Source organism: Acidovorax sp. (assembly GCF_027492855.1).
Taxonomy (GTDB): Bacteria; Pseudomonadota; Gammaproteobacteria; order Burkholderiales; family Burkholderiaceae_C; genus Acidovorax.
Window position 1 is genome coordinate 1 of the sequence record NZ_JAPUDY010000096.1, and the last position, 14804, is coordinate 14804.

Genomic DNA, 14804 nt, shown 5'->3' on the forward strand with positions numbered 1-14804 from the left:
CGCACGACGTGATGGTGGCGGGCGGCATGGAGAGCATGACCAACGCCCCCTACCTGCTGCAAAAAGGCCGCGGCGGCTACCGCCTGGGCCATGACCGCATCTTCGACCACATGATGCTCGACGGCCTGGAAGACGCCTACGAAGCGGGCCGCAGCATGGGCACCTTTGGTGAAGACTGCGCCGCCAAATACAGCTTCACGCGCGAACAGCAGGACGCCTTCGCCACCGCCAGCGTGCAGCGCGCCAAGGCCGCCACCGAGTCTGGTGCGTTCGCGGCCGAGATCGTGCCCGTCACCGTCAAGACCCGTGCGGGCGAAACCGTGGTGTCGGTGGACGAAGGCCCCGGCAAGGTCAAGCTCGAAAAGATTCCTACGCTCAAGCCCGCGTTCAAGAAAGACGGCACCATCACCGCCGCCTCCAGCTCCAGCATCAACGACGGCGCCGCCGCGCTGGTGATGATGCGCGAATCCACCGCAAAGAAGCTCGGTGCCAAGCCCCTGGCCCGCATCGTGAGCCACGCCACGCATGCGCAAGAGCCCGAATGGTTCGCCACCGCGCCCCTGGGCGCCACGCAGAAGGCGCTGGCCAAGGCAGGCTGGGCCGTGGGCGACGTGCAACTGTGGGAGATCAACGAAGCCTTTGCAGTGGTGCCCATGGCGCTCATGAAGGAGCTGGATCTGCCCCACGACAAGGTCAACGTCAACGGCGGCGCTTGCGCCCTGGGCCACCCCATTGGCGCCAGCGGCGCGCGCATCATGGTCACGCTGATGTACGCCCTCAAGGCGCGAGGCCTCAAGAAGGGCCTGGCCACGCTGTGCATCGGCGGCGGCGAAGCCACGGCCGTGGCGCTGGAACTGGTCTGACACGGCACGGAGGGCGCCCATGATCACCAACCATGAACAACTGCGCGCCCTCTACGCGGCCCCTGGCGAGCGGGCCGTGCGCAAACAGCAGGCGCAGCTTGATGCGCACTGCCAGCGCTTCATCGCGCTGTCGCCTTTCTGCGTGTTGGCCAGTGGCGGTGGGGCAGGCGCCTTGCTCGATGCCTCGCCGCGCGGGGGCGCGCCAGGCTTTGTGAAGTCGCCCGACGTGCACACGCTGCTGCTGCCCGACGCCAGCGGCAACAACCGGCTCGACACCCTGGCCAACCTGCTCGAAGACCCGCGCATCGGTTTGCTGTTTCTGATTCCGGGCGTGGACGAAACCCTGCGGGTGAACGGCACGGCCCGCCTGCGCGACGAGGCGATCTATACCGATTTCTTCACCGCCGAGCGCCAGCGCCCCAAACTCGTCATCGAGGTGCGCGTGGCTGAGGCCTACCTGCACTGCCCCAAGGCCCTGATGCGCTCGCGCCTGTGGAGCGCCGATGCGCAGGTGGAACGCGCCATGCTGCCCACGCTGGGCCAGATGATCCACGACCAGATGGGGCTGGCCACCGAGCCCGAGTCGCAGGTCGCCATGCTGCAGCGCTACCGCGCGCAACTGGCGCAAGAGCAGCAATTGGGCGATGCCTGAGATTGATTTGCTATTGTTTTAATAGCTGTTCGCGCTTATTCAATAAGCGCTACTGGCCAATTTCATCGGATTTTTCATGACCACGGTATTGATTTTGGGTGCATCGCGGGGCATTGGCTTGGAGTTGGTGCGCCAGTACGCCGAGGCGGGCTGCCACGTGATCGCCACCGTGCGCGATGACGCAGGCCGCGCGCGCGTGCAGGCCCTGGGTGCCGATGCGCTCACCGTCGATGTGGCCAACCCCGCTAGCGTGAGCGGCCTGGCCTGGCAGCTCGATGGCGAGAAGATCGATGCCGCGTGGTACGTGGCGGGCGTGATCCGCCGCCCCAACGCGCTCACGCCGCCCACGCAACAAGACTTTGATACCGTCATGCACACCAATGTGCTGGGCGCGATGCAAACCATCCCGCAGGTAGCGCCGCTGGTGGCCGATGCGGGCGGGGTGTTTGTATTCATCTCGTCGTCCATGGCGCAGATCGGCAGCGTGCCAAACGGTAGCTCCTGGCTCTACCGCACCAGCAAGGCCGCGCTCAACATGGCGGTGGCGGCGGCGCAGCACGACTACCCCGGCGCCACGCTCGTCACCATCGACCCCGGCTGGGTGCAGACCGACATGGGCGGTGAAGGCGCCCCGCTCACGGTGGAAGAGAGCGTGCGTGGCATGCGCAGCACGGTGGCGGGCCTCACGCCCGCCGACAAGGGCCGCCTGCTGCACCACGATGGCCGCCGCGCCGCGCATTGGTAATTCATTTTTCAACGAACAACGACTTTCGGAGACACCCCATGCTGCTGACCCAAGACCAGGAAATGATCCGCGACGCGGTGCGCGACTTTGCCCAAACCGAGCTGTGGCCCCACGCCGCGCGCTGGGACAAGGAACACCACTTCCCCAAAGATGCCCACCAGGGCCTGGCCGCCCTGGGCGCCTATGGCATCTGCGTGCCCGAAGAGTTTGGCGGTGCCCACCTTGACTACCTCACGCTTGCGCTGGTGCTCGAAGAAATCGCGGCCGGTGACGGCGGCACCAGCACGGCCATCAGCGTGACCAACTGCCCCGTCAACGCCATCCTCATGCGCTACGGCAATGCGCAGCAAAAGCGCGACTGGCTCACCCCACTGGCCCAGGGCCAGATGCTGGGCGCTTTCTGCCTGACCGAGCCACATGTGGGCTCTGACGCCTCGGCACTGCGCACCACGGCCGCCAAACAGGGCGATGAGTACGTCATCAACGGCGTCAAGCAATTCATCACCAGTGGCAAAAATGGCGACGTGGCCATCGTCATTGCCGTCACCGACAAAGGCGCGGGCAAAAAGGGCATGAGCGCCTTCCTGGTGCCCACCAGCAACCCCGGCTATGTGGTGGCGCGGCTCGAAGACAAGCTGGGCCAACACAGCAGCGACACCGCGCAGATCAACTTCGACAACTGCCGCATCCCGGCCGAGAACCTGATCGGTGCGGAAGGCGAGGGCTACAAGATCGCCCTCGGTGCGCTCGAAGGCGGTCGCATCGGCATCGCCGCACAAAGCGTGGGCATGGCGCGCAGCGCGTTTGATGCGGCGCTGGCGTATTCAAAAGAGCGCGAAAGCTTCGGCACCGCCATCTTCAACCACCAGGCCGTGGGCTTTCGCCTGGCCGACTGCGCCACCCAGATCGAGGCCGCGCGCCAGCTCATCTGGCATGCCGCCGCGCTGCGCGATGCGGGCAAGCCGTGCCTGAAAGAGGCCGCCATGGCCAAGCTGTTCGCCAGCGAGATGGCCGAGCGCGTGTGCAGCGCCGCCATCCAGACGCTGGGCGGCTACGGCGTGGTGAACGACTTCCCGGTGGAGCGCATCTACCGCGACGTGCGCGTGTGCCAAATCTACGAAGGCACGAGCGACGTGCAGAAGATCATCATTCAGCGGGCGCTGGCTTGATGGAGTAGCGTAGAGGTTGCTATGTATTTGATAGCTGTTTGCGCTTGTTGAATAGGCGGTAGAGCCTCTTTTAATCACTATTTTTGCGCTATCCATTGCGACAGCAGCGCGTGTAGCTCAGCCACGTCCACGGGTTTTTTCAGCACGAGGTAGCCTTCCTCCTCGGCGATGCCCAATTGCGGGGCGTCGAACTCGCCGCTCACCATGGCGCCACGCGCCTGGGGGTAGCGCGCCAGCAGGTCTTGCAGGATGTCGAAGCCGCTTTCCCCCGAGCGCAGGCGCTGGTCGCACAGCACCACGTCGGGGGCCGGGCCGCTGGCTGCTGCCGCCAGCGCCTCTTGTGCGTTGGCGGCCAAGCGCACTTTCAGGCCCCAACTGTGCAGCAAGTTGCACCAAGCCTGTTGTACCTGCGGGTCGTCGTCCAGCACGAGGCAAGTGCCGTGCAGGGCGGGGGGCAAGGGCGGTGGGGCTGCGCCCATGCCAGCGGGCGCAGTCTTGCCTTCGGGGGGCAACACGGCGGTCGTGGCGGCCAGTTGCAGCCAGAAGCACGATCCCCGCCCCAGCCGCGAGCGCAGGTCGTGTTCGGCTGCCATCAGTTCAGCACAGCGGGCCACTACGGCCAGCCCCAGCCCGTGGCCTGCATCCATCGGCGTGGTGCCGCGCTGCAGGCGTTCGTAGGGTTGGTAGATGCGGTGGCGGTCCTGCTCGGCCACGCCCACGCCGGTGTCCCACACGGCGATGCGCCACTGCCCGCCCCGGCGGCGCGCGGCCAGCAGCACGCCGCCCTGGCGGGTGTAGCGCAGTGCGTTGTGCACCAGGTTGATCACGCACTGGCGCAGCAGCACGGGGTCGGCCAGCACGGTGGCATCCTCCGGTGGAAGGTGCTCGCGCAGCGCCAGGCCCAGGTCGCGCGCTTCGGCGCGGAACAGCAGGGCCACGTCGTGCAGCAGCGGCCGCAGGGCCACGGGCTGGCGGCGTGCCTGAAGGGAGCCACTCTCGATGCGAGAGAGGTCCAGCAGCGCGTTGAACATCAGGCTCACCGAGCGCAGACTGCGGCGCACGTCGTCCAGCGCGGGAAGCAGGGCCGTGTCGTGGTTGCGCCGCGCCAGTGCCTCGATCTGGAACCCCATGGCGTGGATGGGCTGGCGCAGGTCGTGGCTGGCAGTGCTGAGGAAGAGGTTCTTGGCGCGCAGCGCCTGCTCGGCTTCGGCGTGGGCCTGCTGGGCCTCCTGGGCCAGTCGCAGGCTTTCCTCTTCAAGCCGCACCTGTTGCAGGAAGAAGTTGTGCGCCACTACGGCATGCCTGTACAGCGCCGCCATCAGCAACAGCGACATGGGGATGATGAAGCGCCAGGGCGATGCGGGCGATCCACCCGGCATGGTCGGGTTGCCGAACAGGTTGGGCCATTGCGATAGCGACAGTGGCACCAGCACGGAGATCACCCCCCAGCCAAAACCATAAAAGCGCAGAAACGTGCCCAGCGAGGGGAGCTGAAAGGTGGCGGTGCCCACAATCACCACCGCCAGGCTCACATGCAGCAACAGCACAAAGTCGAAGCTGGAGCGCCCCGGCGTCAGCACCACGATGGCGCCTAGCGAAGCCAGGCCCAGGGCCTGCCCCAGGCTGGTGTTGCGCACCCGGGGCCGCCAGCGCCGCAGCCAGGCGGCGTCGTCGTCGTCGGGGGTTGCCGTGCCGTTGCGACTGGCCCGCAGTTGGCGCGATTGCACAAACACGGCCACCGCCGCCAGCGCGTACAGCACGGTCCAGGCCAGCATGCCCAGGGGGTTGCGGCCCAGCCCCTGAAACCACATCGTGAACAAAACTCCCAGCAGCGGCATCGCAAAAATGCCCTGGGCCAGGCGCTGGTGGGTCAGTTCCAGCATGCGCACCTGGCCGCGTTCGGCCAGGTCGCCGGTTTCCAGCGGGCGGGGGAACCACCGCCGCCACAGTGCCACCACCTTCACGGCTGAGGCCCTCCCACACCAACGGCAGCCTCGCCCGGCGCCACGAGCCAGCGGCTGAGCAGTGCGTGCAGGTCGCCCACGTCCACGGGTTTTCTCAGCACGAGGTAGCCGTCCTCTTCGGCAGCCTGCAACGCAGGTGCGTCGAACTCGCCACTTACCATGGCGCCGCGTGCCGTGGGGCAACGCTCCAGCAGGGCGCGCAGCACGTCAAAGCCGCTGTCGCCCGATGCGAGATGTTGGTCGCACAGGATGACCTGGGGGGTAAATCCGCTGTCCAGATGGGCGTGGGCTTCGCCGGGGTGGCGGGCCGTGCGCAGTTCCACCCCCCAGCCGTTCAGCAGCGCCGTCCAGGCGCGCAGCACGTGGGGGTCATCGTCCAGCACCAGGCATCGGCCTCGCAGGCGCGGCCAGGCGTGCGGCGCGGTGTGCTGTGCATCGCGCACGGCGGCCGCTAGTGTGGATGGGGCCGTGGCGGGCAGCTCGATCCAGAAGCAAGACCCCTGGCCGGGCCGGGAGGCGAGGCCTTGGCGCGCGCCCATCAGCGCCACGCAGCGCGCCACCACGGCCAGCCCCAGGCCATGTCCTTCGCGGTGGATGTGCCCTGTTCGCTGGGGGCGATAGAAGGCCTCGTAGATCGCCGTTTGCTCTTGAGGTGCTACGCCCTCGCCGGTGTCCCACACCTCCAGCCGCCAGTGGCTGCCACGCCGTCGTACACCCACCAGCACGCCACCGCGCTGCGTGTAGTGCAAGGCGTTTTGCACCAGGTTGGCCACCGACTGCCGCATCAGTGCGGAATCGGCCAGCACCGTGGCGTGCGCAGGGGGCGGACGCATGCGCAAGGTCAGGCCACGCGCGGCGGCCTCGGTGCCGAACTGATTCTGCAGTTCGGCGAACAAACCAGCCAGCGGCACGGGTGCAGGCCGCAGTTCCACCGTGCCCGACTCGATGCGCGACAGGTCGAGCAAGGCGTTGAACATCTGGCTCAGAGAGTGCATGCTCAGCCGCCACTGGCCCAGCAGCGGCCCGATGCGCGGATGGTCTTGCCCCTGAAGCGCAATGGCCTCGGCCAACAGCGCCATGGCGTGCACCGGCTGGCGCAGGTCGTGGGCGGCGGTGCTCAAAAAGCGGTTCTTCTCGGCCAGGGCGGCCTCGGCGGCATGGCTGGCCTCGCGGTAGCGCTCGGCCAGGTCGCGGCTGCGCTCTTCCAGTACCACCTGGCGCACGAAGAACCGGTTGGAGCTGATGGCGCTGCGGTAGATCACGGTGGCCATCACCAGCGTCATGGGCAGCACAAACGGCCACTGCTCAGGAAACGTCCAGGGAATCATCACCAGCCCGCTCGTGGCGCCCACGAAGAACGCGCAGTACACCGACAGCGTGGCTGTCATCTGCGCCGAGTTGACCGCCAAGATGCCTGCCAGCGTGATGTGCAGCAGCAGCATGAATTCGTAGCGCGCATGGCCCAGCAATAGCGACAACACCACCGACAGCGACAAACCCATGCCGTGGCCCAGTGCCAACCAGCGCACGCGGCGGCCCCAGATGGCCAGCAGCGCGTCGGGGGCGCGCTGCGCGCGATCGCGCAGGTATCGCCGGTGGCCCCAGTGCACGAACAGAAGCACTGGCACATACGCGCACCCCCAGGCGATCAGGGGTGCCGCCCGGCCACCTTGCCAACCCAGCAGCAGGCCAAACAGCAGCCCCATGAGGGGCATGACCGACATGCCCAGCCGCAGCCGTGCGAAAGAGGTGTCGAGCAACCGCAGCCAACCGTCGGGGCTGGGCGTGCCGGATGTGTCGGCTGTGGAGGGTGTCATGCGTGGTCGGCCAGGGCCAGCCAGCGGCTCAGCAGCGCATGCAACTCGGCCACGTCCACGGGTTTTCTCAGCACGAGGTAGCCCTCCTCTTCGGCAAGATGCAATTGCGGGGCATCGAACTCGCCACTCACCATGGCGCCCCGCGCCTGGGGGCAGCGCGCCAGCAGGGCCTGCAAGATGTCAAAGCCGTTCTCCCCCGAGCGCAGGCGCTGGTCGCAGAAGATGACGTCGGGCTCGAACCCGTCGTCGAGCTGAGCATGCGCCTCTGCCCCCGTGAAAGCGTAGGCTGCTGTGACGCCCCAGGCGTCGAACATGGCGCGCCAGGCCTTGAGCACCTGCCGGTCGTCGTCCAGCACCAGGCAGCGACCCCGCAGCGGGCGGACTGTGGTCGCGTCGCTGCGCAGGGTGGTGGGCTCGGGTGGTCTGGCCGCTGCGGCGGCCTGGGCCGGCAACCGCAGCCAAAAGCACGAGCCCCGGCCTGCCCGCGACTGCACGCCGTAGGTGGCGCCTATCTGTTCGGCGCAACGCGCCACCACGGCCAGCCCCAGGCCGTGCCCGGCGTCGTCCATGTGGTCAGCCCGTTCGCCCCGGTAATACGGGCTGAACACCCGGTCTTGGTCGGCCACGGCGATGCCGATGCCCGTGTCCCGCACCTCCACCAGCCAGTCGCCGCCGCGCGCCCGCACGCTCACCAGCACCTTGCCCTGTGGTGTGTAGCGGATCGCGTTCTGCACCAGGTTGGCCAGCGCCTGGCGCAGCAGCATCGGCTCGGCCCACACGGTGGCGCCACCACGCGGCAGCCGCAGCCGCAGCGCCAGGCCGCCGAGGCTGGCTTGCTCACGGAACAGGCGCACCACGTCCGCGAGCAGCGTGTTCAGGTTCACCGTGCTCTTCGCTCCCAGCGGCTGGCCCGATTCCAACCGTGCAAGGTCCAGCAGCGCGTTGAAAAGCTGGTTCATGGCCTGCATGCTGTTGCGCAGGTCGGCCACCAGGGGCCGAAGGATGGGGTCGGAATTGCGCAGGCTGATCGCCTCGACCATCAGCGACATGGCATGCACAGGTTGGCGCAGGTCGTGGCTGGCGGTCGCGAGGAACAGGTTCTTCTCGGCCAGCGCATCCTCGGCCTGGCGCCGGGCTGCGGCCAGGGCTTCGTTGGCCGTGCGGGTGCGCCGGTACCGCCTGAAACTGGCACCGGCTGCCAGCAAGGCCAGCGCCACCGTGCCCGCCAGCCCGATCTGCTGCATGCGCCGCACGCGCAGCTCGGCATCCTGGACCTGGTTGGCCTGCGCAAGCTGCTCGATCTGGCGTTGCCGCTCGACGCTGTCAAAGCGCTCCTGCAGCGCGGTCACGGCCTGATCGCGCTCGGTGTGGAACAGCACCTTGGTCAGTGCCTGCTGCTTGCGGGTGGTGTCGATGGCTTCGCGGTACAGGCCAGCCTGCTCGTACATGCGCGACAACTCACCCAGCAGCAGCTCTTCCATGGGCTGAGATCCTGCCTCGTGCACGAACCGGATACCGGCTTCCACCTCGAGCACGCCGGCCGCGATGCGGCCCTGGCCCATCAGCGCAAAACCCAGGTTGGCCTGCGCCAGTGCCGCCCCATTCAATTCCTGCGCTTCGCGGTAGGCGACCATGGCCTCGCGCATCACGGGTTCGGCCTCGGCATAGGCCTTGCGCTGCAGGAGGAGGTCGCCCAGGTTGTTCAGTGCCGTGGCCCTGAGCCCGCTGAGTCCGCCGGCCCGAGCGATCTGCAGGGACTGGCGGTACGCGGCCATGGCGGTGTCGAGGTTGCCCCGCACGTTTTCCACGTTGCCGCGGTGCAGGTGCAGCCAGCCCAGCGCCTGCTGGGCGTCCAGCTTTGTGGCCAGGGGCAGCGTCTCGCGGATGGTCTGCAGCGCCCGGTCCGGGTTCTTCATGTCGAAGTGAAGCAGCACCAGGTGGGTGTGTGACCGCAGCTCGGACGTGGCCGCCTGACCTGGCAGCGTGCGCGAGAGCTCCAGACTGCGCAGCAGGTGGGTCATCGCCTCCTCGAACTGGCCGTTGCTGCTGTGCAAGGCGCCCAGCGTCAGGTAGTACATCCAACGCACCCAGGGGTCTGGGACCTGATCGGCTGAGGCCGCTTCGCGCGCCAGTGCATCCAGCCCCGCGCGCGTCTTTCCCGCGACGGCCAGCCGCCGGGCTTCGAAGCAGGCGGCCAGCACCTGCGATGAGGCATCGTTCTGCGCGGCCGCGAGCGCCTTCAGTTGCGCAATGCCCTGGGTCACTACCGCAGTCTGCCCGGTCTCAAAGGCTGCGTCTGTCAGCGCTGCCAGGTAGGTGCGGCGGGCATCGGCATCGGCCGCATTGGCAAAGCGCGGAGCCGCCGCCTGCAGCGCCTGCACGGCCTCGGCGCTGTTGCGCTGCGACAGGGTTTGCAGCCGGTTCAGCTCGGCCATGTCCGAATTGCTTGGTGCTTGTGCCACGGCGGGCAGGGCACCCATCACGCACAGGGCTGCGGCCAGCACTGCAGACCGGACAGACTGGAAAAGGCGTATCAAGACAGCTCCAGCCGCCGCCCGCGCAACAGGGTGATGGCCTCGACCCGTGTGCGCACGCGCAGCCGCTCCAGGATGCCCGTCACGTGCTCCTTCACGGTGCTCTCTGCAATCTCCAGTTGCGACGCGATGCGCTTGTTGGGCAGCCCCTGCAGCACCAGCGCAAGAATCTGGCCCTGGCGTGCGGAAAGCCCCAGCTCGGCCGGGGTCACCGGAAGGTCGCGACTGCGCGGCGGCTGGCTGCCCGGCAGGCTCGGCTCAAACCATTTCAGCCCGGCTAGCAAGGCTTCTACCGCCAGGCCAAAGGTTTCGGGCGCCGCCTGCTTGTGGATGAAGCCCTGCGCGCCTGCCTGCCGGGCCTGGTCCATCACTGCTGGGTCATCGTCGCCGCTGATCACGGCGATGGGCATGCCGGGGCAGTGGCTGCGCACCCGGGCGATCAGGCCCACTGCAGCGCCTTCCGCCAGCCAGAAGTCGATGAGCGTGATGGTCGGTGTGCCCCGCCTCTCCACCCAGCGGAGAAGATCGTTCGCATCACCAGCCACCACGACCTCCATCTGCGGCAGGCGCGCGCGCAGGAATTCGGCCATGCCGTGCGCCACCAGCGGATGGTCGTCCAGTATGAGTGCGTAGGGGGTGAGGGACATTTCAGGGGGGCCGTGGCCCGGTTCAGCCAGGGTTGAAAGGGGCAAATTCTGCCAAGTGTGGCCCGGAAATGGTGGCGCGCAAACCCTACGTGGGTAGGGTTTCGCGCCGCGCGCTGCGCTGCGCAGAATCCGCCCTTCATTCACGACCAAGGAGGTTTCCGCTCATGACCACGACAAGCGCACAGCGCACCTGGCACCACACACGCCCCGCATTCCGCTGGGCCCCCCTCGGACTGGCGGCTGTGCTGTTGGTAGGCTGCGGCGGAGGCGACGACGACGGTGGCACCACGCCCCCACCCGCGGCAGGGACATTTACGGTTGGCGGCTCCGTGAGCGGCCTGGGCACGGGCAAGACGCTGACGTTGCAGAACGCCGGGGCAGACGACTTGGCCCTGACCGCCAATGGCAGCTTCGTGTTTGTCACCCGGCTGAGCAGTGGCGCGGCTTATGCCGTCACCGTTAAGGCGCAGCCTGCCGGGCAGCGCTGCACTGTGTCGCAGGGCACGGGTAACGCCACCGCGAACGTGGCCAATGTGCAGGTGCAGTGCGAGAACCTGGCAGCCGCCACCTACACCGTGGGCGGGTCGGTATCGGGGCTGACGGGGGGCTCGGTGGTGCTGCAGAACAATGGGCGCGACGATCTGTCGCTGGGTAGCAACGGCGGGTTCACCTTTGCGACGGCCCTGGCGGGCGGCGGCGCCTATGCCGTCACCGTCAAGACCCAGCCTGCGGGCCTGAGCTGCACGGTGAGCAACGGATCGGGCACGGTGGCTGCTGCCAATGTGGGCTCGGTCCAGGTGAGCTGCGGCGCGGCGGCCCTGGGGTTGCCGGAGGGCGACTGGAAGCAGGAGCTCTGCGTGGTCGTGCGCCCCGGCGAGTGGGGCCGTTCGACGTGGCGCATCACGCGGCAGGCAGACAACAGGGTGAGCGCGGAGACTGGCGTGACCGTCTATGGAAATGCCAACTGCTCGGGTACGGGCTCCAGTGCAGGGCCGATGACCAACGTGGGCAACCTGGTGTTCGACCGCAATGCAAGCACCGCAACGCTTACGGCGTTCTGGGGGTTGTGGACTCTGCCCTCGGGCTTTACCTCCAGGGCCGTTTGGGGACGCAAGGGCGCGCACCTGTGCTTGTTGGGAGACCAGACGCCCACCGCGTTCCCCACGGCGGCCAGCGTGGAGGCGTACGCCAACACCGTCATCCCCAACAAGTTCTGCTACACGCAAAACTGATGGGCATGGGGCTTTCTGGCGGGCGGGTGTCCGCCAGAAATTGCACGGTGCAGCGTCGCTGATCTGCCGCCCCAACAAGCAAAAAAAGCCGCCATTGGAAGCAATGGCGGCTTTTTCAATGCCTCGGCCGTGGCTACTTCGACAACTCTGCCATCGTGGCGGTGTCCAGCCTGCCCGATTGCGCGATGCCCCGGTCTTTCTGGAAGGCGCGCAGCGCCGCCGTCGTCTTGCCGCCCATGGCACCGTCGGGTGCGCCTGCGTTGTACCCCAGTTCATTGAGCTTGGCTTGGGCGTCACGTACCGAAAGGCCCGCTGCGCCGCCAGCGGAAGAAGAACGTGGTGCAGACGTCTGCGACGGAGGGGCAGAGCCATCCACCCCCAGGCGCCCGCCACCGCCCAGCCCTTGCCCGCGCACCGTCTGCGCCTTGTAGTTGCGCAGTGAACGCACCATCTGGTTGAACGCATCCATGAAGGCGGCGACGATCACCTTGCCCTCTGCGGTGTTGGAGTAACCCCCCAGCCGCGCGCCACCCGAGCCGCCCAGCAACTGGCCCATGGCTCCGAAGTCGGTCTTGGAGGCGCTGCCCTCTGATGCCGCCACCTGCACGCCCGAGCGGTTGTCGATGAGGGTGAGCAGCGTGCTGGCCTCCTTGGTGTTCATGTTGCTCCCCAGGGCCGCGATCAGTCCGCCCCCGCGCCCTCCGACCAGCCCGCCCAGCGAAGCCGAAGCACCACCGGCATTGCGGTTCTGGAAGATGATCTCGGGCGACAGCCCGTAGTCGGAGGCCACCATTTGCCCCTGGCCAAAGTTGCTGCCCTGGCGCATTTCGCCCGACTGCATGAGCGCGCGCTCGCGGGTCATGGCGTTCATGCCCGCCGCGCCGCGTTCCACAACGATGAAGCAGTTGGACTGCTGCACCAGTAAGCGCAGCAGATTGGCAGTGGGCGGCAGCCGGTATTCGTCCCGAAGAATGGTGTACCAGCCAGCCTGCTGGTTTTCGATGAGCGACACGGTGCCCAGGGAAGACTCGCAGCGTTCGAGTTCGCTGCTGGTTCCGGAGGTGGCAGCACCCGCAGCGCTGCCCGTGGCCACTGTCTTGGCATCGGCGCTGCCCATGCGCATATTGGTGGTTTCGCAGCCAGCAAGCAGCAGCGCGGCCACAAGAGCTGCGCTGATCGCAGGCAGCCGCGATGGGGTGCTGCCAAACCGGGTGCTGGAAAGAGAGGGGTTTTTGTGGCGGGTAATGGTTGTGGTCATAGGCCAGTGAAGTGGTGGCGCGAAAAACGCCAGAACAAAAGGCCCTGATCTTTTGCGCTGCCCCCGGTGGCCGCAACCCGACGGAAGAAGGGTTACGCGCAGATGAAAAGCGTGGCTGCTCTCAGGATCAGCCGCTGTCGCCGCGCCGCCTCAGCACCACCGTGATCTGCCCGTTGGTCTCGATAGTGGCCCGCTCCACCTCGTGCAGGTGCAGGCAGCCCCCGGCGCGCAGCGCGGCCTCCAGGTCGTCGTGCGAGAGCAGCTCCTGGCGCATGAGCGCCGTGTCCACCTGCCCATCGCGCACCAGCACCTGCGGCGTTCCGTCGATGAGCCGTTCCAGCTTCGAAAAGTGAAACGTGAGCTGCGCCAGCGCCACATGGCAGGTGAGGAGTGTGACGGCCGAGATCAGGCCGCCCACCAGCGAGTTGTCGCCCGCGTTCATCGAGTTCTGCACGGCATTCGACAGGATGAGCAGCAGCACCAGATCGAACGGCGCGAACTGCCCCGTCTGCCGCTTGCCCGTGAGGCGCAGGAAGATCAGCAAAAACACATACACCACCACGCCGCGCAGCACAAACTCCCACCACGGCACGCTTGTTGTCCACATATTTCGACTCCCGGTTGCATTGGGTTGCAGATCGTAAGGGCTTGCGCCCGGTGCGTGTGGGTGAAAATCAGCATCTGCGCCAGCGGAATCAGGACCGCCGCGCAGGACATGTATTCACACCACACCGGGAAGGACAGAAACCTCATGCTGCGTCGCCAGTTTCACCATGCCACCGCAGGCGCTCTGGGCGGGCTCCTTTTGCTGGCTGCGCACCAGCGGGCTTTGGCCCTGTCGCTGGGCGACCTGACCAATGCCGACGCCTCCAGCGGGCTCAAGGCCGCGCTGACGCAGGGGGCGCAGGCGGCGGTGTCGCTGCTGGGCCAACCGGACGGCTTTCTAAAGAATCCCAAGGTGCACATAGGCCTGCCCGGCTATCTGGACGACGCCGCCAAGGTGATGAAGTCCCTGGGCCAGGGCCGGCGCATTGATGAACTCATCGTCTCCATCAACCGCGCTGCAGAGGCCGCCGTGCCCATGGGGCAGGACCTGCTGGTGGGCGCGGTAAAGAGCATGTCGGTGACCGACGCCAAGAACATCCTCACCGGGGGCGACAACTCGGTCACCGCCTTCTTTGCCGACAAGACCCGCACGCCGTTGGGTCAGCGCTTTTTGCCCGTGGTGAACGAGGCCACGGAAAAGGTGGGCCTGACACAAAAGTACAACGCCGTTGCGGGCAAGGCCGCCAGCTTCGGCCTGCTCAAGGCCGAGGACGCAAACCTGGCCCAGTACGTGACCGGCAAGACGCTGGATGGCCTGTACACCATGATTGGCGAAGAAGAGCGCCGTATCCGTCAGAACCCCGCGGGCGCGGGCAGCGCCATCGCCCGGAAGGTGTTTGGCACCCTGCGCTGAGCACCGTGGCACCCAAAGCAAGCGACCTGTGCCCCTGCGGGCGCGCCCCCGGGGGAAAGCCCGGCAAAGCGGCGGCCGCACTGCGCTATGCCGACTGCTGTGGCCGTTATCTCGATTCGACCAGTGGCGGCAGCAGCGCCCCGGCGCCCGATGCCGAAAGCCTCATGCGCTCGCGCTACACCGCCTTTGTGTACGAGCAGGCCGACTACCTGCAAGCCACCTGGCACCCCAGCACCCGACCTGCCGCGCTGGACTTCGACGCGGGCGCCCAGTGGCTGGGGCTGGAAGTGCGCAGCCACCGCACCACGGGCGCAGACAGCGCCGAGGTGGAGTTCGTGGCGCGTTACCGCCTGGGCGGCCGCGCCGTGCGCCTGCACGAAACCAGCCGCTTCGTGCGTGAAGGCGGACGCTGGTTCTATGTGGATGGCGATTTTCGTGGTTGATATTTGAGTGAAAATGACCTC

Annotated in this window: 13 protein-coding genes; 7 read left to right on the top strand and 6 right to left on the bottom strand. The window is 67.2% G+C overall.

Annotated elements, in window-relative coordinates:
- The 4 genes from Q0105_RS18085 to Q0105_RS18100 all read left to right on the top strand — a co-directional run.
- A partial coding sequence (locus Q0105_RS18085; RefSeq protein WP_298213647.1) for an acetyl-CoA C-acyltransferase occupies positions 1-863 on the top strand: 863 nt, incomplete at its 5' end.
- 19 nt (positions 864-882) lie between these two features.
- Positions 883-1515 (top strand): pyridoxamine 5'-phosphate oxidase family protein, encoded by a 633-nt coding sequence (locus Q0105_RS18090; protein WP_298213649.1) that lies wholly within the window; start codon positions 883-885, stop codon positions 1513-1515.
- A gap of 76 nt (positions 1516-1591) precedes the next feature.
- On the top strand, positions 1592-2260 hold the full coding sequence (locus Q0105_RS18095) for an SDR family oxidoreductase (protein ID WP_298213650.1): 669 nt from the start codon (positions 1592-1594) through the stop codon (positions 2258-2260).
- A 38-nt stretch (positions 2261-2298) separates the two neighbouring features.
- Positions 2299-3429, top strand: a complete 1131-nt coding sequence (locus tag Q0105_RS18100; protein ID WP_298213652.1) for an acyl-CoA dehydrogenase family protein — start codon at positions 2299-2301, stop codon at positions 3427-3429.
- A gap of 77 nt (positions 3430-3506) precedes the next feature.
- Here the strand turns inward: Q0105_RS18100 and Q0105_RS18105 are convergent, their stop codons facing one another.
- The 4 genes from Q0105_RS18105 to Q0105_RS18120 are packed head-to-tail and all read right to left on the bottom strand — an operon-like array spanning position 3507 to position 10391.
- Positions 3507-5393, bottom strand: coding sequence for a hybrid sensor histidine kinase/response regulator (locus Q0105_RS18105; protein WP_298213654.1), 1887 nt, complete (start codon positions 5391-5393; stop codon positions 3507-3509).
- Positions 5390-7210, bottom strand: coding sequence for a hybrid sensor histidine kinase/response regulator (locus tag Q0105_RS18110; protein WP_298213657.1), 1821 nt, complete (start codon positions 7208-7210; stop codon positions 5390-5392). Before Q0105_RS18110 ends, Q0105_RS18105 begins: the two co-directional genes overlap by 4 nt.
- The gene (locus Q0105_RS18115) at positions 7207-9747 is read right to left on the bottom strand and encodes an ATP-binding protein (RefSeq protein WP_298213659.1); all 2541 of its coding nucleotides are present in this window, start codon (positions 9745-9747) and stop codon (positions 7207-7209) included. The genes Q0105_RS18110 and Q0105_RS18115 overlap by 4 nt, the downstream gene beginning before the upstream one ends.
- A complete protein-coding gene (locus tag Q0105_RS18120) occupies positions 9744-10391 on the bottom strand; it encodes a response regulator transcription factor (RefSeq protein WP_298213662.1) in 648 nt (215 codons plus the stop codon). Before Q0105_RS18120 ends, Q0105_RS18115 begins: the two co-directional genes overlap by 4 nt.
- A 164-nt stretch (positions 10392-10555) precedes the next feature.
- Between Q0105_RS18120 and Q0105_RS18125 the strand changes: the two genes are divergently transcribed.
- The gene (locus tag Q0105_RS18125; RefSeq protein ID WP_298213664.1) at positions 10556-11623 is read left to right on the top strand and encodes a hypothetical protein; all 1068 of its coding nucleotides are present in this window, start codon (positions 10556-10558) and stop codon (positions 11621-11623) included.
- A 133-nt stretch (positions 11624-11756) separates the two neighbouring features.
- On the opposite strand, the gene Q0105_RS18130 is transcribed toward Q0105_RS18125, so the two are convergent.
- Both Q0105_RS18130 and Q0105_RS18135 read right to left on the bottom strand, forming a co-directional pair.
- The gene (locus tag Q0105_RS18130) at positions 11757-12881 is read right to left on the bottom strand and encodes a peptidoglycan-binding domain-containing protein (RefSeq protein WP_298213665.1); all 1125 of its coding nucleotides are present in this window, start codon (positions 12879-12881) and stop codon (positions 11757-11759) included.
- A gap of 127 nt (positions 12882-13008) precedes the next feature.
- On the bottom strand, positions 13009-13488 hold the full coding sequence (locus tag Q0105_RS18135) for a YetF domain-containing protein (RefSeq protein ID WP_298213667.1): 480 nt from the start codon (positions 13486-13488) through the stop codon (positions 13009-13011).
- 144 nt (positions 13489-13632) lie between these two features.
- On the opposite strand from Q0105_RS18135, the gene Q0105_RS18140 reads away from it, so the two are divergent.
- Both Q0105_RS18140 and Q0105_RS18145 read left to right on the top strand, forming a co-directional pair.
- Complete coding sequence (locus Q0105_RS18140) at positions 13633-14340, top strand: DUF4197 domain-containing protein (RefSeq protein WP_298213669.1); 708 nt, start codon at positions 13633-13635, stop codon at positions 14338-14340.
- A 26-nt stretch (positions 14341-14366) separates the two neighbouring features.
- Complete coding sequence (locus Q0105_RS18145; RefSeq protein ID WP_298213710.1) at positions 14367-14783, top strand: YchJ family metal-binding protein; 417 nt, start codon at positions 14367-14369, stop codon at positions 14781-14783.
- Positions 14784-14804: the final 21 nt, after the last annotated feature.